This is a genomic window from Gordonia caeni (assembly GCF_039537105.1).
GTDB classification, from domain to species: domain Bacteria; phylum Actinomycetota; class Actinomycetes; order Mycobacteriales; family Mycobacteriaceae; genus Gordonia; species Gordonia caeni.
This window is the reverse complement of sequence record NZ_BAAAZW010000003.1, coordinates 151276-170474: the sequence shown is the minus strand read 5'-3', so window position 1 is coordinate 170474 and position 19199 is coordinate 151276. Positions and strand designations below refer to the sequence as shown.

20 protein-coding genes are annotated in these 19199 nt (G+C 68.9%); 9 read left to right on the top strand and 11 right to left on the bottom strand.

The features are described 5' to 3' along the window. Positions 1 to 21: 21 nt before the first annotated feature. Genes ABD732_RS05890 through ABD732_RS05875 form a run of 4 tightly spaced genes read left to right on the top strand, consistent with a single transcriptional unit; the run spans position 22 to position 3764 of the window. Complete coding sequence (locus tag ABD732_RS05890) at positions 22 to 1023, top strand: DUF368 domain-containing protein (RefSeq protein ID WP_344781580.1); 1002 nt, start codon at positions 22 to 24, stop codon at positions 1021 to 1023. A 50-nt stretch (positions 1024 to 1073) separates the two neighbouring features. Further along, positions 1074 to 1847, top strand: coding sequence for a DedA family protein (locus ABD732_RS05885; RefSeq protein ID WP_344781578.1), 774 nt, complete (start codon positions 1074 to 1076; stop codon positions 1845 to 1847). A gap of 10 nt (positions 1848 to 1857) precedes the next feature. After that, on the top strand, positions 1858 to 3108 hold the full coding sequence (locus tag ABD732_RS05880; RefSeq protein ID WP_344781576.1) for a nitrilase-related carbon-nitrogen hydrolase: 1251 nt from the start codon (positions 1858 to 1860) through the stop codon (positions 3106 to 3108). Next, positions 3105 to 3764 carry a carbon-nitrogen hydrolase family protein gene (locus ABD732_RS05875; RefSeq protein ID WP_344781574.1) on the top strand — a complete coding sequence of 220 codons (660 nt, stop codon included), beginning with the start codon at positions 3105 to 3107 and terminating at the stop codon, positions 3762 to 3764. The genes ABD732_RS05880 and ABD732_RS05875 overlap by 4 nt, the downstream gene beginning before the upstream one ends. On the opposite strand, the gene ABD732_RS05870 is transcribed toward ABD732_RS05875, so the two are convergent. Genes ABD732_RS05870 through ABD732_RS05860 form a run of 3 tightly spaced genes read right to left on the bottom strand, consistent with a single transcriptional unit; the run spans position 3691 to position 6547 of the window. After that, positions 3691 to 4545, bottom strand: coding sequence for an SDR family oxidoreductase (locus ABD732_RS05870; protein ID WP_344781572.1), 855 nt, complete (start codon positions 4543 to 4545; stop codon positions 3691 to 3693). The two genes, ABD732_RS05875 and ABD732_RS05870, sit on opposite strands and share 74 nt — an antisense overlap. 48 nt (positions 4546 to 4593) lie before the next feature. Beyond that, complete coding sequence (locus tag ABD732_RS05865) at positions 4594 to 5355, bottom strand: SDR family NAD(P)-dependent oxidoreductase (protein WP_344781569.1); 762 nt, start codon at positions 5353 to 5355, stop codon at positions 4594 to 4596. 40 nt (positions 5356 to 5395) lie between these two features. Continuing rightward, the gene (locus tag ABD732_RS05860; RefSeq protein WP_344781567.1) at positions 5396 to 6547 is read right to left on the bottom strand and encodes an acyl-CoA dehydrogenase family protein; all 1152 of its coding nucleotides are present in this window, start codon (positions 6545 to 6547) and stop codon (positions 5396 to 5398) included. A 94-nt stretch (positions 6548 to 6641) separates the two neighbouring features. Between ABD732_RS05860 and ABD732_RS05855 the strand changes: the two genes are divergently transcribed. Then, a complete protein-coding gene (locus tag ABD732_RS05855; protein ID WP_344781565.1) occupies positions 6642 to 7220 on the top strand; it encodes a TetR/AcrR family transcriptional regulator in 579 nt (192 codons plus the stop codon). A gap of 40 nt (positions 7221 to 7260) precedes the next feature. Here ABD732_RS05855 and ABD732_RS05850 read toward each other — a convergent pair whose 3' ends face one another. Beyond that, the gene (locus ABD732_RS05850; protein WP_344781563.1) at positions 7261 to 7671 is read right to left on the bottom strand and encodes an SRPBCC family protein; all 411 of its coding nucleotides are present in this window, start codon (positions 7669 to 7671) and stop codon (positions 7261 to 7263) included. Position 7672: 1 nt separating this feature from the next. Further along, the gene (locus tag ABD732_RS05845; RefSeq protein ID WP_344781561.1) at positions 7673 to 8842 is read right to left on the bottom strand and encodes an LLM class flavin-dependent oxidoreductase; all 1170 of its coding nucleotides are present in this window, start codon (positions 8840 to 8842) and stop codon (positions 7673 to 7675) included. A 201-nt stretch (positions 8843 to 9043) separates the two neighbouring features. On the opposite strand from ABD732_RS05845, the gene ribA reads away from it, so the two are divergent. Further along, positions 9044 to 10285, top strand: coding sequence for a GTP cyclohydrolase II (ribA, locus tag ABD732_RS05840; protein ID WP_344781559.1), 1242 nt, complete (start codon positions 9044 to 9046; stop codon positions 10283 to 10285). 12 nt (positions 10286 to 10297) lie between these two features. Here the strand turns inward: ribA and ABD732_RS05835 are convergent, their stop codons facing one another. The 3 genes from ABD732_RS05835 to ABD732_RS05825 form a co-directional block, all read right to left on the bottom strand. Continuing rightward, on the bottom strand, positions 10298 to 11089 hold the full coding sequence (locus tag ABD732_RS05835) for a response regulator transcription factor (protein WP_344781557.1): 792 nt from the start codon (positions 11087 to 11089) through the stop codon (positions 10298 to 10300). Between the two features lie 55 nt (positions 11090 to 11144). Further along, positions 11145 to 11669 (bottom strand): flavin reductase family protein, encoded by a 525-nt coding sequence (locus ABD732_RS05830; RefSeq protein WP_344781555.1) that lies wholly within the window; start codon positions 11667 to 11669, stop codon positions 11145 to 11147. 451 nt (positions 11670 to 12120) lie between these two features. After that, the gene (locus tag ABD732_RS05825; RefSeq protein ID WP_344781553.1) at positions 12121 to 13719 is read right to left on the bottom strand and encodes a GMC oxidoreductase; all 1599 of its coding nucleotides are present in this window, start codon (positions 13717 to 13719) and stop codon (positions 12121 to 12123) included. Between the two features lie 112 nt (positions 13720 to 13831). Between ABD732_RS05825 and ABD732_RS05820 the strand changes: the two genes are divergently transcribed. The 3 genes from ABD732_RS05820 to ABD732_RS05810 all read left to right on the top strand — a co-directional run bounded on the left by ABD732_RS05820 (position 13832) and on the right by ABD732_RS05810 (position 16841). Further along, positions 13832 to 14467: a TetR/AcrR family transcriptional regulator gene (locus ABD732_RS05820; RefSeq protein ID WP_344781551.1), complete on the top strand. Its 636-nt coding sequence runs from the start codon at positions 13832 to 13834 to the stop codon at positions 14465 to 14467. Positions 14468 to 14658: 191 nt separating this feature from the next. Beyond that, the gene (locus tag ABD732_RS05815) at positions 14659 to 16191 is read left to right on the top strand and encodes an LVIVD repeat-containing protein (protein WP_344781549.1); all 1533 of its coding nucleotides are present in this window, start codon (positions 14659 to 14661) and stop codon (positions 16189 to 16191) included. After that, complete coding sequence (locus tag ABD732_RS05810) at positions 16188 to 16841, top strand: DUF305 domain-containing protein (RefSeq protein ID WP_344781547.1); 654 nt, start codon at positions 16188 to 16190, stop codon at positions 16839 to 16841. Before ABD732_RS05815 ends, ABD732_RS05810 begins: the two co-directional genes overlap by 4 nt. Positions 16842 to 16845: 4 nt before the next feature. On the opposite strand, the gene ABD732_RS05805 is transcribed toward ABD732_RS05810, so the two are convergent. The 3 genes from ABD732_RS05805 to ABD732_RS05795 are packed head-to-tail and all read right to left on the bottom strand — an operon-like array spanning position 16846 to position 19153. Then, the gene (locus ABD732_RS05805) at positions 16846 to 17541 is read right to left on the bottom strand and encodes a TrmH family RNA methyltransferase (protein WP_425552988.1); all 696 of its coding nucleotides are present in this window, start codon (positions 17539 to 17541) and stop codon (positions 16846 to 16848) included. 17 nt (positions 17542 to 17558) lie between these two features. Further along, positions 17559 to 18122 carry an orotate phosphoribosyltransferase gene (pyrE, locus tag ABD732_RS05800; protein ID WP_344781545.1) on the bottom strand — a complete coding sequence of 188 codons (564 nt, stop codon included), beginning with the start codon at positions 18120 to 18122 and terminating at the stop codon, positions 17559 to 17561. Between the two features lie 17 nt (positions 18123 to 18139). Continuing rightward, positions 18140 to 19153, bottom strand: coding sequence for a hypothetical protein (locus ABD732_RS05795; protein WP_344781543.1), 1014 nt, complete (start codon positions 19151 to 19153; stop codon positions 18140 to 18142). Positions 19154 to 19199 lie beyond the last annotated feature (46 nt).

The window sequence follows — 19199 nt, the reverse complement described above, 5'->3', positions numbered from 1 at the left end:
TCACCGGTACGCTGAGTCCCCGTGATCGATACATCTGCGACCCCCGCGGCGCCGGACGCGCCGCCCGCGCCCCGCCCCACTCCCGGCGAGTTCGCCGGCAACCTGGTGCGCGGCGCCTTCATCGGGGTCGCCGAGACCATCCCCAGCGTGTCCGGGGGCACCATCGCTCTGGTCACCAGCATCTACAGCCGGCTGATCGCCGCGGCCAAGAATCTCACCGACGTCGGCAAGGCGTGCCTCACCCGGGGCGACTGGAAGGCCGCCGTCCGCCGAGTCGACTGGTGGCTGCTGGCACCGATCGGGATCGGCGTGGTCGTGGTCGTCTTCGCCATCGCCGGGCTGATGGAATCGTTCGTCACCGAGCAGCCGGTGGCCTCCAAGGCCCTGTTCATGGGCATGATCGCCATGTCGGTACTGATCCCCTTCCTGGAGATCGAGCCCGGGTCGCTGCGCAGCGGACGCGCACGGATGAGGGCGGCCGGACTCTTCGTCGCGGGTGCGGCCGTCGTCTTCACGCTCACCTCGCTGCCCCGCTCCGAGATCACCGATCCATCGCTCCTGCTGGTCTTCGGCGCCGCTGCCGTCGCCGTGTGCGCACTGGTGCTGCCCGGTATCTCCGGGTCGTTCTTCCTGCTGGTGGTGGGGCTGTACGCGGCCACCATGAATGCCGTCGACTCGCTCGACGTCGGTTACTTGGCGGTCTTCGCCGCCGGCGCGATCTTCGGACTCGTCTCCTTCGTCCGGATCCTCGAGTGGGTGCTGGCCAATCACCATACGACCGCGATGGTGCTCGCGGCCGGGATGATGTTCGGCTCCCTGCGTGCCCTGTGGCCGTGGCAGACCGAGCAGGGCGGCCTGCAGCCGATAGGCGACGACTGGCCGCTGGCGTTGGGCCTGTTCGTCGCCGGAGCCGCCGTGGTGGCCGTGGTCGCGGTAATACAGCGGCGGCAGTATTCGGCCGACGCCGCCATCGAGGTCCACGACGCGCAGAGCGGTGAGCCCGCCCGGTCGATCAGCCGGTAACCGGGGTCGCTCAGCGTTCTACAAGGTTCTGACCGGTATCCTCGGAGTCCGTGACCGAATCCCTCCTCGCTCAGACCACCGTTCAGGTGGCACTGATGCCCGGCTTCCTGGACCCCGTCAACCTGCTGAACTCGTTCGGCACCTGGGTTCTGGCCGGCCTGCTGCTGGTCGTCTTCATCGAGTCCGGGCTGCTGTTCCCGCTGCTGCCCGGCGACTCGCTGCTGTTCACCGCGGGGCTGATCGTCGCCGCCAAGTCGACCGAGGTGGAGCCCTTCGCCCCGCTGTGGGTGCTGCTGGTGACCATCCCGATCGCCGCATTCCTGGGTGATCAGGTGGGGTATTTCATCGGTAATCGACTCGGCTACACACTGTTCAAACCCAACAACAAGGTCCTCAAAGAGGCCTACATCGTCGAAGCCCACCAGTTCTTCGAGAAGCACGGGCCGATCACCATCGTGCTGGCTCGCTTCGTGCCGATCGTCCGCACGTACGCGCCGCTGGTCGCCGGCGCCGCGCGGATGCGCTATTCGGTGTTCGTCACCTACAACATCGTCGGCGCGGTCCTCTGGGGCTGCGGTGTCACCCTGCTCGGCTATTTCCTGGGCCAGATCCAGTTCATCGCCGACAACGTCGACCTGATCTTCATCCTCATCGTGCTGCTCTCGGTGATCCCCATCCTCACCGAGATCTTCAAGCGGTGGCGCAACCGCAGTGCCGAGATCGACGAGACCCCCGTCGACCTCGACGACTCCTCCACGTCGGCCGCCGAACTGGACCCCTCGGACCTCGATTCCGCGGACTCCGATCCCAAGAAGGATTCCTGACGGCGCTGCCATGACCGTCGATCGACCGTTTCGGGTCGCTGCGATCGAGTTCAATCCAGAGCTCTTCGAGTTCGACCGGAACCTCACACGCGCCCTCGAGGTGATCAGCGAGGCCGCCGGCGCCGGCGCCCGCTTGATCGTGCTGCCCGAGTGCGCCCTGTCCGGCTACATCTATCGCGACCGCGACCAGTTCCTGCCCTATATGGATGCGGTCCCGGGCCGGGCCACCGACCGGATCGCCGAGCTGACCCGCCGCTTCTCCTGCTACGTGGCGATCGGCATCGCCGAGGCGGACCCCGACACCGGGCTCACCTACAACACCGGCGCGCTCATCGGCCCGGACGGCTACATCGGCAAGTACCGCAAGAACGGCCTCAATCCCAGCGACAACCTCTGGTTCGTGCCGGGCGACACCGGGTACCCCGTGTTCGAGACCGAACTCGGCCGCATCTGCATGCTCATCTGCTACGACGACACCTACTGGGAGCCGGCGCGGCTGGCGGCACTCAAGGGCGCCGACCTGATCGCCTACATCTGCGCCAGCGACCGCGTGCTGCCGCAGCTCACCGAGGCGGCCCGCAACAACCACTCCACGATCGCCGCCGTCGAGCAGTTCTGCGCCTGGAACGGTCTGGCGATGGTCGCCACCGACCGCAACAACGCCGAAACCAATCCGACCACCGGGCTCAGCGTCACTTTCGGCGGGGCGGCTTCGATCTGGCAGGCCACCGGCGAGCGGACCGGACATCTGCCCGCCACCACCCCGGACACGACCGCCGCCGAGCGGCCGGATCCTGTACGGCACGATCGATCCGGGCCGGTACCGCAACGAGCAGAAGCACACCCTCGCCGACCGGCGTCCCGAGCTGTACGCCGACCTGCTCGCATTCCGGTCGCCGACCGATCCGGTGGCATCGGTCCGGTCGCACCGAGTGCGGGCCACGGCGCTGCAGTACCCGATCGTCCCCGGCGACTTCGGCGCGAACGTGCGCATCGTCGAGGCGCAGTTGCACGCCTCCGCCCCGGCCGCACCGGGCACCGGCCTCGTCGTCCTGCCGGCGTTCTCCTTCACCGGGGGCCCGGGGCGGCCCGGCGCCGCGTCGGCGGCGGACCTCGCCGAGAACCCGGTCGGCCGCACCGTCCAGGCGCTGTCGGACTTCGCGGCCCGCTTCGGCTGCCACGTGGGTCGGCAGCCACATCGTCGCCGAGGGCGGCGAGTTCTTCCACACCGCCATCCTCGTCGGACCGGACGGCACCGTGATCGGCCGGTACCGGCAGACGCATCTGGGGCGGGATGCCGCGTGGGCGGCGGCCGGGGACGATCTGCCGGTGTTCGACACCGCCATCGGCCGGATCGGCCTGCTGCTGTGCGACGACGTGCGCTTCCCCGAAGCCGGCGGCGTGCTGTCGGTCCGGCGCGCTGACATCATCGCCGTGCCGAGCGCGTGGGACGGCGGCCGGCTGCAGGAGAACCGCGACCTGTTCGTCGCCGGCTATCCGGACGGGACGATGACGTTCTGGTACGCGGTGGCCAAGACGGCGCAGGCGTACACGGTGGCCGCCAATCCCGTCGGCCCCGGCTTCGCCGGGTCCAGCGGGATCTACACGATCAACCCGGTGGACTCCGAGCCGCCGGTCGTCGGTTCGGCCGACTCCGCCGAGGCGGTGACCGCCGACTTCACCACCCTGGGCGATCCCGGCTGGTGGATGGACCAGGCGCGGCTGATCGGCGGCCGGCGCGTGGACCTCGCCGTCCCCTGGCGCTGCCGGAATCGTCGCCGGCGCTGCGCCGCTGGCGGGAAGCGCCCGGCTACGACATCGGCGCCTGGAGCGCCTACACCCCCTAGGTCCAGGGGTCCATCCAGAAGTCCAGTTCCAGGTCGGCCTCGGCCCCCGGAGTCACCAGGTACTCGCTGAAGTCGGTGACCCCCTCGGCGGCGAGGACCTCGTCGTCGACGTAGCACTCGCCCGTGGGGCCGCCGGCCGGGCGGGAGAGGATCGCCATCGCCGCGTCGGCCATGATCTGCGGGGTGCGGCTGGCCGAGACCATGTCCGCGCCCAGGATGTTGCGCACCGCCGCGGTGTCGATGGTGGTGTGCGGCCACAGCGAGTTCACCGCGACGTCGTCGGCCTTCAGTTCGGCGGCGAGGCCGATCGTGACCAGCGTCATCGCGAACTTGGAGATGGTGTAGCCGGTACCGATCTCGGCGAACCACTTCGGATCCAGGGTGATCGGCGGCGACAGCGTCAGGATGTGCGCGTTCGACGAGGCCCGCAGGTGCGGGATCGCCGTCTTCGACAGCAGGAAGGCGCCGCGCGCGTTGATGTCCTGCATCAGGTCGTACTTCTTCATGGCGAGGTCTTCGGTGCGCGTGATGTCGAGGGCGCTCGCGTTGTTGACGACAATGTCGATGCCGCCGAAGCGCTCGACGGTCTGCGCGACCGCATCGGCCACCTGCTCGTCGTCGCGAACGTCACCGACGATCGGCAGCGCCTGCCCGCCGGCCTCTTCGACGGCCTTCGCCGCGGTGAAGACGGTGCCGGGGAGCTTCGGGTGCGGCTCGGCGGTCTTGGCCAGCAGGGCGATGTTCGCCCCGGCGCGCGCCGCCTTGAGCGCGATGGCCTCGCCGATGCCGCGGCTGCCGCCGGACATGATCAGCGTGCGTCCGGCGAGCGGACGGTTGTTTTCGGTCGTCATCGGTGACGATCCTCTCTTCTCGGGTGGGAGACTCAGGTGACGGTCGCGCTACTTCGGGCCCATCCGGATCGCACCGTCGAGGCGGATGGTCTCGCCGTTGAGCATGGCGTTGTCGACGATGTGCATGGCCAGGGCGGCGTACTCGTCGGCGCGACCCAGACGGGACGGGTGCGGCACCTGCTCGCCGAGGGAGCGCTGCGCCGCTTCGGGCAGGCCGGCGAGCATGGGCGTCTCGAAGATGCCGGGGGCGATGGTGACGACGCGGATGAGCTGTCGTGCCAACTCCCGCGCGATGGGCAGGGTCATGGCGGCGACGGCACCCTTGGAGGCCGCGTAGGCGGGCTGACCGATCTGGCCGTCGAAGGCGGCCACCGAGGCGGTGTTGACGATGACGCCGCGTTCGCCGTCGACCGGCTCGGTGGTGGCCATCTGCTCGGCTGCCAGCCGGATCACGTTGAACGTACCGACCAGGTTGATGCGGATCACGCGCTCGAAGACGTCCAGCGGGAGTGCGCCGTCGCGGCCGAGCACCTTGCCCGGGGTGGCGACGCCCGCGCAGTTGACCGCCGTGCGCAGGGGGCCCAGGTCGGCGGCGGCGGCGACGACCGCGGCGACCTGGTCCGGGGAGGTGACGTCGGCCGGGACGAAGACGGCGCGCTCGCCGAGCGCGGTGGCGGCGGCTTCGCCGTCCGAGCCCGGCAGGTCCACCAGCACCACGGCGGCGCCGCGTTCGTGGAGGGCGCGGGCGGTGGCGTTGCCGAGGCCGGAGGCCGCGCCGGTGACCAAGGCGACGGTGTCGTTCAGTTTCATGGTTCTCCTCTGTCGGTGATGCTGCTGGTGTCGGTGACGGTCAGTTCGCGGCGAGTCCGCGGGCGATGACGAGTCGCTGAATCTGGTTGGTGCCCTCGAAGATCTGGGTGATCTTGGCTTCGCGCATGAAGCGCTCGACGCGGAAGTCGCGGGTGTACCCGTTGCCGCCGAACACCTGCACGGCGTCGGTGGTCACCTTCATCGCGGTGTCGGTGGCGATCAGCTTGGCGACGGAGGCCTGTCGGGAATAGGGCAGACCGCGGTCGCGGCGGCGGGCCGCATCCAGGTAGGTGGCGCGAGCGGAATCGACCGCCGCGGCCATGTCGGCGAGCAGGAAGCCGAGCCCCTGGTGGTCGATGATGGCCTTGCCGAAGGTCTGGCGCTCCTTGGCGTAGGCGACGGCTTCGTCCAATGCCGCCTGCGCGATGCCGGTGGCGACCGCGGCGATCCCCAACCGGCCGGAATCCAGTGCGCTGAAGGCGATCTGCAGGCCCTGCCCCTCGTCGCCGAGACGACGGTCGGCCGGGATCAGCGCGTCGTCGTAGCTGGCCGAGGTGGTCGGTACCGCCGCCAGCCCCATCTTCTCCTCCGGCTTGCCGAAGGAGAGGCCCTCGGTGTCCTTGTCCACCAGGAAGCACGAGATGCCCTTGGAGCCTTCACCGGTGCGGGCGAAGAGATTGTAGAAGTCGGCGATGCCGCCGTGGGTGATCCACGACTTGGTGCCGGTGACCCGGTACTCGTCCGGCCCCGCCCCGACTGCAGTGGCGCGGCATTTGAGGGCGGCGGCGTCGGAGCCGGCGTCCGGCTCGGACAGGCTGTAGGCGCCGATGGTGGTACCGCCGAGCATCTCGGGCAGCCAGCGCTTCTTCTGTTCTTGCGTCCCGTAGGTGGCCAGTGGGAAGCACGCCAGGCCGTGCACGCTCACCGCGACGCCGATCGCCGCCCAGCGCGCGGCGATCTCCTCGAGCACCTGCAGGTAGACCTCGTACGGCTGACCTCCCCCGCCCCACTCTTCGGGGTACGGCAGGCCGAGCAACCCGGCCTCGCCGAGCGTCGCGAAGACACCGTCGGGGTAAGTCTCGTTCTTCTCGTGCTGGTCGACGATCGGGTCGAGCGCCTTGTCGGCGATGTCCCGGGTCAGCGCGATCAACTCGCGGGCCTCGTCGGTGGGCAGCAAACGGTCGACCGGCATCGGTTCTCCTCGGCATGGAAACAGTACTCTGCTGCCACTCACAGTACTGTCGGGTCGGTAGTACTGCAAGACCCTTGCCAGTACTATTCGGGGTATGACCACGCCGCCCGAGTTCGCCACCAAGCGGCGTCTGGAGTTGTTCGACGCCCTGGTCGGCTTGTTCCTCGCCGAGGGCTTCTCCCATCTGACGCTCGACGAGATCGCGGCACGGCTGCACTGCTCCAAGTCGACGCTCTACACCCTGGCCGGCAGCAAGGAGCAGCTGGTCCGGTCGGCGACGGTGCACTTCTTTCGCGGCGCCACCGACGAGGTGGAGACCCGCATCGCCGACATCCCCGGCGCCCGCGAACGGATCATCGGCTACCTCGAGGCGGTCGGGGCCGCGCTCGCCCCGGCATCCGATCGCTTCATGGCCGACCTCGACGCGTTTCCCCCGGCCCGCGAGGTCTACGCGCAGAACACCCGGCTGGCCGCCGAACGCGTGCACCAGCTGATCGACGAGGGTGTGGCCGCCGGGGAGTTCCGCGCCGTGCACGCCGCCCTCGCCGCCGACATCGCGGCCACCATGATGGAGCGGATCCAGCAGCGCGGCGTCCGGGAGGCCACCGGCCTCGACGACGCCCACGCCTACCGCGAGCTGGCGGTGATCCTCACCGCCGGCATCAGCAAGTAGTAGCCGTGCCGCCGGTGCGGATCACCGACCTCGGGTGAGCTCAGTCGGTCAGCTGGGCCGCCAGTCCGGCGAGAGCGTCGCCGTACATCCCCTCGATCGAGACGGCCAGCTCCTGTTCCACCGCCGGTGACCCCGCCGCGAAATCGGCGCTCCAGGTGACCCGGCAGGCCCCCTCGCCGGCGGGGTGAACCCGGACGGTGGACTCGTAGCGCTCCAGCGGCAGCGGTCCGTCGACGTAGGTGTAGGTGTACGTGCGCCGGTCTCCGTCGAGGGCGACGATCCGCTCGCGCGCCGGCGAGCCGTCCGCGAACTCCACGTGCCGCACATCGCCCTCCATCCACGACTTGCGCAGTGACGGAATCCAGTCGGCCACGTCTCCGGTCCGTTCGAGCGCACTCCAGACCACCTCGGCGGCGGCCGGGAAGTCCTTCTCCACCGATACCGTCGCCATGTCAGACCCTCCCCAGTTCCTTCTCGTACTTCTTGGTCATGTGCGCAACCGCTTCGACGTGCGCGGCGGCCTGACCTTCGCGCACCGCCTCAGCCCGTTCGGCAGCGTCGAGCATCGGCTGCGCCTGCCCCTGGAAGTAGGGCATCACGTCCTGCGCGAAGAGTTCGAACGACCGCTTGGTGGCCTGCGGGTTGGCCCAGTCGTGGCCCTGGATCAGCAGGGTGCCGAAGCCGCCGGACTGGTCCACCAGACGCTGCACCTGGGCGCGGGCCTCGTCGGCGGTGCCGATGACGCCGATGCCGGACGTGTTGATGAAGTCGATCATCTCGCGCTTGTTCTCGCCCCGGACGTCCATCTGCGGGAAGGCCGCGACGTGTTGCAGGTAGTTGAACCAGTATTCGATCCCGTGCTCGACGTCCTTGTAAGCCTGCTCCTTGGTCTCGGCGATGTGGAACGGCCCCACCAGACGCCAGGTGGATCGATCCACCTCGTCGGCACGGCCGGCCTGAGCGGCGAACTCCTCGAGCATGCCCCAGTGGTGCTGGAGGGCACTGAAGCCGTCCGCGGTGAGAGTGGCGGCGATCGACAGCAGGCCGATGCCGTGCTTGCCGGCCAGTCGCGCGCCGGTGGGCGATGCGATGGCGGCGACGACGACGTCGAACAGCGGATCGGAGTACGGCGCCATCTGGATCCGGGCGTCGAACAGCTCGTGCGTTCGCGTCTTGGCGCTCACCGTCTCGCCACGCAGCAGACGCATGATGATGTCGGTGTTCTCGGCGAGCAGCTCGCGAGTGTCGATCTGGGAAAGCCCCAGCATCATGGCGTCGGTCGGGAGCGAGCCCGGGCCGAGACCGAACAGGACGCGGCCGCGGGTGAGGTGGTCGAGCATCACCATGCGCTCGGCCGCCCACAGTGGATTGTGATACGACACCGACGTGACGCCGGTGCCCAACTTGATCCGGCTGGTGCGCTCGCCGGCCGCGGCGATCATGATCTCCGGGGACGCGTAGATCTCCGCGCCGGCCGAGTGGTGCTCACCGAACCACGCCTCGTCGTAGCCGAGCCGGTCCAGATACTCCACCAGTTCCAGGTCCCGCTGAAGCAGCAGGGTCGGGTTCATTCCCGGCTTATGGATGGGCGCGAGAAAGGTGCCGAATTTCAGGTTTGCCATGTGTTCCTCCAGTGGCGGTGAATTACATCGAATTCGACACTATGGCGCGCATCACACCTGTGCATAGTCCTCAGAAGTGGACAATCTCTGCGTCCCCTTTCGAGGACTCGACGGCCACCTTCGGCTCCTGTTAGCGTTTCTCGTCAATCGGAGTAATGGCTTGTCGCCGAATCTCTCCGACCCGAAAAGAAAGGCCGCAGAATGCGACTCGCCTCCTCCAGCTCCACGTCGGCCCGGCAGCGGGTCCACGCCGCGCTCGACGAGCTGCGCCGCGGCCGCCCGGTGGTGGTGCTCGACGACGCCGACAGAGAGAACGAGGCCGATCTGATCCTGCCGGCCGAGTTCGCCGATCGCGACCAGATCGCCTTCTTCCTGCGGCACACGTCCGGCTTCTTGTGCGTGGCGCTGCCGGCCGACCGCGCCCGCGACCTGCACCTGAACCCGATGGTGAGCGATAACACCGACCCGCTCGGCACGGCGTTCACGGTGAGCGTGGACGCGAAGGGCACCGGCACCGGGATCAGCGCCGAGGCCCGGGCCACGACGATCCGGGCGCTGGCCGACACCGCCGCCGAGGCCGGCGACTTCGCGCGGCCCGGCCACGTGCTGCCGCTGCGGGCGCATCCCGGCTCACTGTGGGCCCGCCGCGGACACACCGAGGCCGCCCTGGAGCTGTGCCGGCAAGCTGGCCTACAGCCGGCCGGACTGCTGTGCGAGATGACCAGCGCCGACAAGACCGACATGCTCCGCGGCGCCGACGCCCAGCGGTTCGCCGACGACCATCAGCTGATCGCGGTCACCATCGCCGAACTCGCCGACGTCTTCGATCCCGCCGCACCTGCGGCCCCGGCACCGTCGCCCGCCGTCACCCGCGGGAGCACCGCGCTGCTGCCGACCCCCTGGGGCGTCTTCGATGCCACCGTCTTCAGCGATCCCACGGGCGTCGACCATCTGGCCTTGACTTGGGGCGACCCCACCCGCAGCGACGCCCTGGTGCGGATCCACAGTGAATGCCTGACCGGCGAGGCGCTGCACTCGCTGCGCTGCGACTGCGGCCACCAGCTCGACACCGCGCTCGAGCAGATCGCCCAGACGCAGGGCGGCGCGCTGATCTACCTCCGCGGACACGAGGGCCGCGGCATCGGCCTCAAGGCCAAGATCTCCGCCTACCAGTTGCAGGACCGCGGGCACGACACCGTCGATGCGAATCTGGCACTCGGGCTTCCGGCGGACGCCCGCGACTATCAGGCCGCGGGCGCCGTGCTCCGCGCACTCGGCGTGCACTCGATGCAGTTGCTGACCAACAATCCCGACAAGCTGCGGGCGATCGGAGAAACGGGATTCTCCGTCACTCGCGCGCTGCCGATTCCGGCACCACGGAATCAGTTCAACACCGCCTACCTGGAGACCAAGCGGCTCCGCTTCCAGCACCTGACCGGCTGACCCCGGAACCGGTCAGTGCCGGCCGAACTCGATGAGCACGCGCGTGGTGAGGGCGGCCCGGTTGGCGCAGCCGGTGGCCGCGAAGATCCGGCTCATGTACTTCTTCACCGACTGCTCGGTCAGTGACATCACCCGGGCGATCTCGGCATTGCTCAGCCCCTCGACCACCAGCTTGGCCACCTCCAGCTGACGCGGCGAGAGAAGCGCCGAGAGGGTGGTGTCCTCCTCGCCGAAGGGGACCGCCGCAGCATGCGCCTGCAGTTGCGCACCGAGGAAGCGGACCGCGATGGTCTCGTCCCGGTCGAGCTCGCGGTCGGAGTCGAACAGACCGACGAGCGCATCACCGGTTTTGGTCTTCAGGTGAATCGCGGAGGCGACGGTCATCCCGTGCGGCAGCAGGTAGTCCACCACGTAGGAATGCTGCGGTGCGGGCAGCGTTGTGAAATCAGCGAGTTGCACATAGCCGTTGCGCATGAGCACCTGCCGCGCCGCCGAGGTGGCGAAGATATCTTTATCGCGCCATCGGGACTGGTATTCGTCGAGCAGGTGGCTCGCCGCTCCCGTCAGAATTGGGTCGGGGTCGGAAAACGCATCGTCGAATGATCGTCCGGAAAAGAATGTGACGTCACGAATACCGAAATTCGTCGATATTCCGTCCACCACGTTTGTCCGGAATTCCTCCGGGTCGGTGATTCCGCTACACCGCGCCAGCACGTTGAGAATGGCGCGAATGTGCTTTTCGGGCAGACCGTCGAGGACGGTCAGTCCATCGCCGTTCCGGCGAGTCGGCAGTGCACGCAACATCTTCCAGCGACTCCTTCTTCACTGTCGACAGTAGGCGGCGGGCCGACGGAGGTGGTCACAGTTCGCGCAGTCCGTGGAACTTCGCCTGGTGGAAGACCAACGGAGGATTGCTCACCGGCAGCGATAGTCCGACCACCTCGCCGACGATCAGGTCGTGATCGCCGTACGGTCTGCCGTCGTGCAGGGTGCAGTCGATCCACGCGTGCGCTTCGCTCAGTCGCGGACTGCCACCGCGGGCCCGATGCCAGTCGACGTCGCCGAACTTGTCCGCCCCACTCCTGGCGAAGCTGCGCGCGAGCTCGTTCTGGTGCTCGGCGAGCACGTTGACGCAGAAGCTGCCCGCAGCGGTGATGTGCGGCAGAGTGGTCGAGGACTGCCCGGCGAAGAAGCCGACCAGAGGAGGGTCCAGCGACACCGAGGTGAAGGACCCGACGGTCATGCCGACCGGCCCGCCCTCGGCGTCCAGCGCGGTCACGATCACGACGCCGGTGCAGAAGTGTCCGAGAACGGTGCGGAACTCCTGCCCGATCCGGTCCCGGTCGTCGACGTGGAGCATCGGCGAGGCCGGCGAGACTGTCATGAGTACCTCCTGTGACGCAGATGACATTGAATGCCACGGTATGAGGTGCGCTCCTGTCTTGACAGTCCGCGAAAGTGGACAATTCACGGACTGGCAGCCGACTCGCAGGCTCTTGGCGAGCGCGCGGTGAGCATTGAGCCGCACGGTGGGACCCATGACCACAACGGATACGACCCCGACGCCCTACTCCCCCACCGCGGTTCAGCTCGTGGTGCTCGACTCGCCGGCCGCCCGGCGCTATGCGGAAGCCCTTGCTGCCGCGAGCCTGCCCGTCGGTGTGATCGGCGCCCGGCACACCGATGTGATCGGATTCCTGGCCGCCCCGACGCGCCACCACCGCGTCGTCGCCCTGGTGGCCGATGTCGACGATCCGGAGCAGTTCGCCGACGCGGTGGCGCGCATCCAGTCGCGCCTCGGCCCGGTGACCGCGGTGATCCGCCACCGCCGCGACTCAGATGACGGTGCCGACGTCGTTGGCGACCAGGTCGTCCAGCGCGCGTTCGGCCACGGCCGCAACCGTCATCGACGGATTACACGCCGCAGTGGTCCCGGGGATCAGCGCACCGTCGATCACGTACAGACCGCGCTGCCCGTGCACCCGGCCACTCAGATCGCAGACCGTCTTCATGCACGCCCCGCCCAGCGAATGCCACGTGGTGTTGAGGACCGCGTTCGAGTCGCCCAGCACGCTTCCCGGACCGGCGATCGCAGTGGCCGTCGGGTGAATGTGCCGCCACTGCACGCCGCGATCGCCGCCGGCCGGCCAACGCAGCACGGCCTCTTGCCGCGCTGAGTCGTAGACGAAGCGCCCGCGGTCACCACTCACCCCGAAGCCAACCATCATCGTGGTGTGCAGGTCCGGGCCGAGCGGCGGAATCGACGCCTGAATGACGGTGTGTGCAGACCGCGGGTCCGCCCAGTTCAGGCTTCCGTACACCACCGGGCCGCCTTGCTTCTCGCCGAAGTCCGCGTCCGGCGCGGTCCACGTGTAGATCCGGTCGGCGTTGGTTCCCCAGCCGCTGCCGATGCCGTCCGGAAGGTCGGCGATCGCACCGGATGCCTTGGCGCGCACCAGTAGTCGCGTGGTGTGAACGCTACCGGCGGACATGATCAGTGTCGGCGTGGTCAAGACCTTGCGCTCGAGGATGCGGCCGTGGAGGTCGGTTCTGTTCACGTGCACCACCCAGCGACCGTCCGGGCCGCGGCCCACGTCGGTCACCTCGTGCTGGGTGGCGACGGTCAGCCGCCCGGTGGCCCGCGCCTGCTTGAGATAGGTGACGTCCACGGAGTGCTTGCCGCCGTTGTTCACCCCGAGGGCGCCCGATCCGTCGGTGTAGGCCGGGCGCATCTCACCGCGCAGTTCGGCGAGTGCGTAGTTCCAGTCGATCGGCATCGGGATCTTCGAGACCGGTTTGCCGGCGCGGCGGGCGCGGGCGGCGAAGGTGCGCGCCGCCTGGTACTCCGGCCGCCGGACCAGGCTGTCCGGGGCCACGGCGAGCCCGAGCATGCGAGCCACGCGCGGATAGTGGACGCGGTCGAGCGTCGGCCAATCCAGCGCGGCGGGCAAGTGCTCCTCGAAGACCGCCTGGCTGGGCTGCAACGACATCCCCTGGTAGATCAGCGAGCCGCCACCGAGACCGGCCGGCGCGAGAGCCGTCATGTTCTCGCCCACCACCGCGTCGACCAGGCCCACGTACGGATCCACCGACAGCGGCCGGCCGAACAACTGTGGGGCGCTGCGATGCCAGAGCGCACGTTTGTCCGGGCTCGCGACACTGGGGAATGTGGAGGCGTTCGGCCCGGTGCACCATTCCCGGCCGCGCTCCAGGAGGAGGATCGGAACGCCGGCCCGTGTCAGCCGCAGCGCAGCGACGCCACCGCCGAAGCCGGACCCGATGACCACGGCGCGGTGCGTCTCTCGGGTGAGCCGTACGCGGGCGGGGCGCCCACTCGCCGCGGCCGCGGGCATCGCCAGGGCTGCGGCACCGGCCGCCGCGGAGCCGGCGAGGAAGCTCCGCCGATTCAGTCCGGTCCGAGTTGCTGTGGTCATGTGGTGCACTCCTTCAAATGTGTAAGTCATATGACTTATTCGACGGCGGGTTTGATCCCCCGGTCCGACCGCGCCCGCCTCCACGGCCGACCGCATGAGGGATCATGGCGACATGAGCGGCGAACCCGGCGTGCAGGCGACGCAGACGCGACAGCTGCTACTCGCCGCCGCCGAAGACCTCTTCGCCGAGCACGGGGTCACCGCGGTCTCCAACCGGCAGATCTGCGAGGCGGCCGGCCAGGGCAACAACTACGCCGTCGGGTACCACTTCGGTTCCCGCGAGGGCCTGCTGCAGGCACTCCTGAAGACCCACAACGAACCGATCGAGCGAATCCGCCAGCGCTTGGTCGACGATCTCGGCTACATCACCCAGCTCCGCGACTGGCTCCGCTGCCTGGTTCAGCCGCAGCTGGAGTACATCGGCACCGCCACGCGGCGCACGCATTTCGCGGCTCTGTGCACGCAGCTCGCCGTCGACCCGGCGAACACCGCACTCCTGTACCAGGAGGCGAGTCGCTCACCGTCGCTACTGCGGATCCTGGACGGCCTCTATCAGGCGCTGCCTCCACTGCCCCAGGAAGCGATCACGGTGCGCAACCTGATGACGCAGAACATTCTCATCTCGACCTTCGCCGACTTCGAACGATCCCGCAACGAAGCCGACGCCCTCGACATGCGGTCGTGGCAGATGTTCTCCGAGGCCATGGTCGACGGCCTGCTGGGCTTGTGGCTGGCACCCGCGACCTGAGCAGCGGACACCGCCCCCGACAGACCACCTCCTTTCACCCCGACGCGTGCGGCCTGCACGTCGATAATGAGTCACTTGACTGAGATATGGAAGGCATGTCAGGGTCTTTGTGATCTGACTCACCCGGACGCCGTTACCGGCGGCCCGGCACCGAGGCGATCGTCTCTGTTCATCAACGGTCGGGACCGTCCATGCTGCTTGCACTTTCGAAGAGGAGGCGGCTGCGCGTGCAGGCCGTCGTGATCGCCGTCGCCATCGCCGCCGCGGTGGCGCCGGCACTGCCGGCGGGAGCGGCGCCGCCGTTGCCGATCGCGACGGCCGAATGCGGCCCGGGATCTGCTCCCGAACCGGCATTGCAGGGCGAGGTCCCGGCCGCCGATCGGGAATCCGGCCGCAGTACGCGCGGCTACTCCTGCAACGTCGTCCGACTCGGCCGATACCAGGGCCACGGCGGCGGGATCACCTCCAGCAGTCACGACCACTGCGCCTACATGGGGAGCATGTTCCCGGGCTCCATGGTGGGATCGGACACCGGCGTCGCGGTGATCGATGCGAGCGATCCGTCGGCGCCGAGGCGGACGACCACCCTGCGCGCCCCCGCACTCACCGCCGGAACCTGGGAGAGTCTCAAGGCCAACCGCAAGAGCGAACTACTGGTGGGCACGGGGGTTCCCCTGCTCACCGGCGCCGGACTACTGGCGGTCTACGACATCAGTGACTGCGCCCGTCCCCGCCTGCTGAACGACGTGGTCGGCACACCAGCGGCGCCATTGCCGATCACGGCGCACGAGGGCGGCTTCTCCCCCGACGGCAAGACGTACTGGGCGTCGGGCGTCGGCCCCGGCCTGATCAGTGCGGTAGACCTGAGCGATCCGGCGCGGCCGAAAGTGATCGCCCACAATTTGACCGCCCTGGAGAATCACGGCGTCGGCGTCAGCGCCGACGGCAACACCCTCTACCTGTCGCACAACTTCGGCGGGATGAGCATCTGGGACGTCAGCTCCATTCAACGACGAGACGCGAACCCGCACATGCGCAAGCTCTCTCAGCTCGACTGGACCAGCGGCGCCTTCACCCAGCACAGCGTCCCGGTCACCTACGGCGACGACGAGTACCTGTTCACCGTCCTCGAAGGCGGTTCCGGCGGCGTCAAACTGGTCGACGTGAACGATCCGCGCTCCCCGAAGGTGGTCAATGAGCTCAAGCTGGAGGTCAACTTCCCGCAGCATCAGGACCGCGCCCTTGCCTCGAGCATGGGCGGCGGCGTCTTCGCCTACGAGTCCCACTACTGTGCGGCCGACCGGCCGGTGAACCCCACCGCCCTCGCCTGCGGCTGGATCTCGTCGGGTGTCCGCGTCTTCGATGTGCGCAATCCCAAGCAGGTCAAGGAGATCGCCTACTTCAACCCGCCCGCCCAGACCGGACGACACTTGGATCTCTGGAACTCGCCGCACGCCCTCTCGTCGGTGATCGGCGCCCCGTTCATCTCGACCGGCGGGATCCTCGCCTCCCTCGCCGACGGGAAGTTCGATCCCGGCCAGGCGCTGGGCCGACGGTCGGGCCGGGCATTCACGGATCTGTCCACCGACTGGTGCTTCTCGCCGCCGGAATGGCGCGGCGACAAGCTCTACGTCGGATGCTCGGACAACGGATTCCAGGTGCTGCAGTTGACCAACGACGTCTACACGCCTCCTGCCGATCAGCTGTCCCACGTGGGCTCATGAGCGACCCACGCGGTCGTGGGATCGTCGCGGCGATCGCCGTCGGCACCGTCGTGGTGTTCGCCGTCCTGGGTGGGATCATGTTGCGGCCGTTTCTGATCGACGATCGTCCAGCGCAGGACCCCGCACTCAGCGTGGTGGAGACCGGCTTCGTGCAGGACATGCTGGGCCATCATCGCCAGGCGGTGGAGATGGGCAAGCTGATCGACCGTCCCGGTATCGACGACACCGTCCGGAGCCTGGGGAGGCAGATCGCGCAGGCCCAGCAGTTCGAGATGGGCACCATGGCCGGGTGGCTGCAACTGGCCGGTGAGCCGCTGGACAATCCGGCGCCGATGTCCTGGATGCAGCGGTACCCCGGTGCCGGCGAGAGCCCACACGTCCACGACCAGGACCTCGGTTCGCACGACATGCCGGGAATGGCGACCGCCGACGAGGTGGCCGAACTGGGAGCGCTGCCGCCGCAGGACGCAGAGAACAGATTCCTGCAACTGATGCAGCGCCACCATTACGGCGGCATCGCCATGGCGCAGGACCTGACCGCTCAGGTCCCCGACGGCGTCGTCGCCCGGCTCGCCACCAGCATGGTGAACAGCCAGAGCAAGGAGACCGGATTGATCGGGGTGCTGCTCACCGAACGCGGCGGGATCTGACCGGCTACCAGGCCTGGTCCAGGTCGGCGTGCTGGGTGACCCAGGTGTGCATGACGATGCCGGCGGCCACGCCGGCGTTGATGCTGCGAGTGGAGCCGAACTGGGCGATGGACACCGTGAGCTCGGCGGCTTCGCTCGCCTCGGCGGTGACCCCCGGCCCCTCCTGACCGAACAGCAGCAGACAGTTCTCCGGCAGCGCGGTCTCTTCGAGCCGGACCGAGCCGGGGGTGTTGTCGACGGCCACCACCACCAGCCCGTGCCCGTGCGCCCAATCGGTCAGCTCGTCCACGCTCGCGTGGTGGTGAATGTGCTGATAGCGGTCGGTCACCATCGCCCCGCGCCGATTCCAGCGGCGCCGCCCGACGATGTGCACGCCTTCGGCGAGGAAGGCGTTCGCGGTGCGCACCACGGTGCCGATGTTGGCGTCGTGCCCCCAGTTCTCGATCGCCACGTGGAACCGGTGCCGCCGGGTGTCGAGGTCCTCGACGATCGCCTCGCGCGTCTGATAGCGGTAGGCGTCCACCACGTTGCGGCGATCACCGTCGGCCAGCAGTTCCGGGTCGTAGCGGGGATCTCCACTGGGCTCGGCGGTATCCGGGTGCTCTTCGCGCCACGGGCCCACGCCCACGGGCTCGCCGATACCGCTGTGCCATTCGGTGGGCCCGCCTGATTCGGGGGACCCGATGTCCTTGCCGGACAAGGTGTTCGACGGTCCAGTCAGGACAGGCCGATGTCGGCCAGCCCGAGGAGGGAGCGATAGGGGACCCGCTCGGCGCGGATCACCTCGTCGGCGCCGGTATCGCGGTCGACGACGGTCGCCACACCCACCACTTCGGCTCCTGCGGCGCGCGCGGCGGCGACGGCCTTGGCCGGGGAGGCCCCCGTGGTGGAGGTGTCTTCCACGATCAGCACCCGCTTGCCCGCGATGGCCGGTCCCTCGATCTGCTGCTGCATGCCGTGCTGCTTGGCGCCCTTGCGGACCACGAAGGCGTCGATCGCCCTGCCGTCAGCGTGCATGATCGACGTCGCGACCGGGTCGGCGCCGAGCGTCAGGCCGCCCACGGCGTCGTACTCCCAGTCCGCGGTCAGCTCGCGCATCAGGGAGCCGATCAGGCGGCTCGCTTCGTGCTGCAGAGTGGCGCGGCGCAGGTCGACGTAGTAGTCGGCCTCCTTGCCGGAGGAAAGCGTCACGCGCCCGTGGACCACCGAGAGTTCGGCGACCAGTTCGGCGAGCCGTCGGCGGGCGGTCTGGTCCAGGGCAGGAGTGTCGGATGCGGCCATCGGGCGGGGTCTCCTGGTCAGTCGAGGTCGCGCGGGTTGTTCAGCGGCGGCAGGTCCGGCGGGCCTGGCCGGTCCCGGCGCTGGCGCATCGGTGCCGGACGCGGCGGCCGCTCCGGGTAGTCCTCACGAGCGGGGTAGTCCGGCTCGGGGTATGCGGGCCCCGGACGATCGGCCGCGGGCCGCGGGGTCGCGTCGAGCGGCGAGGACCGCGGCACATATCCCTGCGGCGGTCCGTATGCGGGCGCAGGCCCCCGGGGCGCCGGAGCCTGTCCCGGCTCGGGGAGCGACTCGTCGATCTCGTCCTGGTCGAGCTGGCGGCGGCCGCGGCGGGCCTTGTCGCGCAGGCTCTCGGTCTTCTCGTCGGCCAGCTCGTCGCTGATCGGACCGTGCGGGTCGCGCGGATCGGGCGCATCCTGCGGGTCGACCGCCGGCGGCAGGACGCGCAGCAGGTCGGCGAAGCGGCGCACCGTGTCCAAGGCGACGTCGAGGTGCTCCGGGTCGGCCGTCAGCGGCATGGAGCCGAGCGCCCAGTTGCCCTCGTTCCAGAGGATCTCCACGTACGCGGGCACCTCGGTGGCCAGTGCGACCATGCGGCGGTCGCAGACCCGGCGTGCGGCGTCCAGGTTGGACGCGAACATCACCCGCGAGCCCATGGCGCCGAGCAGGTCGACGTCCTCTTCCGCCGGCGCCAGCACATCCTCGTACCGCAGGTCGACGGTCACCGATGAGGCGGCCGGGCGACGGACGGCGACCACGGTCGCGGTCTCGTCCAGGTCGAAGACGACGGCTTCGGCACCTTCGTAGACGCCGTAGGCGACATCGCGCACCTGCACGTGGTCGGGAACGTCCATCGCTGCGCGGTGGAACGCCGTGCGCAGCTTGCTGTCGGAGTCACGGAACTGGAAGGAGTGCGTCTGTCCCCACACCGCGCGCTGGTGGTGCACCTGGTCGGACCGGGTACGGTCCAGCCAGAGCAGAACGCCGGCACCGATCAGCGCGAGGGCCGCAATCACGAAATAGACGATGGTCATCGGGCTTAGCCTACTATCGAACGCTCACACACCGGAGGACGACTCG

Coding starts and splice junctions, on each gene's coding strand:
- ABD732_RS05880 (WP_344781576.1), top strand. CDS start 1,858: ATGACCGTCGATCGACCGTTTCGGGTCGCTGCGATCGAGTTCAATCCA.
- ABD732_RS05870 (WP_344781572.1), bottom strand. CDS start 4,545: ATGACGACCGAAAACAACCGTCCGCTCGCCGGACGCACGCTGATCATG.
- ABD732_RS05865 (WP_344781569.1), bottom strand. CDS start 5,355: ATGAAACTGAACGACACCGTCGCCTTGGTCACCGGCGCGGCCTCCGGC.
- ABD732_RS05860 (WP_344781567.1), bottom strand. CDS start 6,547: ATGCCGGTCGACCGTTTGCTGCCCACCGACGAGGCCCGCGAGTTGATC.
- ABD732_RS05855 (WP_344781565.1), top strand. CDS start 6,642: ATGACCACGCCGCCCGAGTTCGCCACCAAGCGGCGTCTGGAGTTGTTC.
- ABD732_RS05850 (WP_344781563.1), bottom strand. CDS start 7,671: ATGGCGACGGTATCGGTGGAGAAGGACTTCCCGGCCGCCGCCGAGGTG.
- ABD732_RS05845 (WP_344781561.1), bottom strand. CDS start 8,842: ATGGCAAACCTGAAATTCGGCACCTTTCTCGCGCCCATCCATAAGCCG.
- ribA (WP_344781559.1), top strand. CDS start 9,044: ATGCGACTCGCCTCCTCCAGCTCCACGTCGGCCCGGCAGCGGGTCCAC.
- ABD732_RS05835 (WP_344781557.1), bottom strand. CDS start 11,089: ATGTTGCGTGCACTGCCGACTCGCCGGAACGGCGATGGACTGACCGTC.
- ABD732_RS05830 (WP_344781555.1), bottom strand. CDS start 11,669: ATGACAGTCTCGCCGGCCTCGCCGATGCTCCACGTCGACGACCGGGAC.
- ABD732_RS05825 (WP_344781553.1), bottom strand. CDS start 13,719: ATGACCACAGCAACTCGGACCGGACTGAATCGGCGGAGCTTCCTCGCC.
- ABD732_RS05820 (WP_344781551.1), top strand. CDS start 13,832: ATGAGCGGCGAACCCGGCGTGCAGGCGACGCAGACGCGACAGCTGCTA.
- ABD732_RS05815 (WP_344781549.1), top strand. CDS start 14,659: ATGCTGCTTGCACTTTCGAAGAGGAGGCGGCTGCGCGTGCAGGCCGTC.
- ABD732_RS05810 (WP_344781547.1), top strand. CDS start 16,188: ATGAGCGACCCACGCGGTCGTGGGATCGTCGCGGCGATCGCCGTCGGC.
- pyrE (WP_344781545.1), bottom strand. CDS start 18,122: ATGGCCGCATCCGACACTCCTGCCCTGGACCAGACCGCCCGCCGACGG.
- ABD732_RS05795 (WP_344781543.1), bottom strand. CDS start 19,153: ATGACCATCGTCTATTTCGTGATTGCGGCCCTCGCGCTGATCGGTGCC.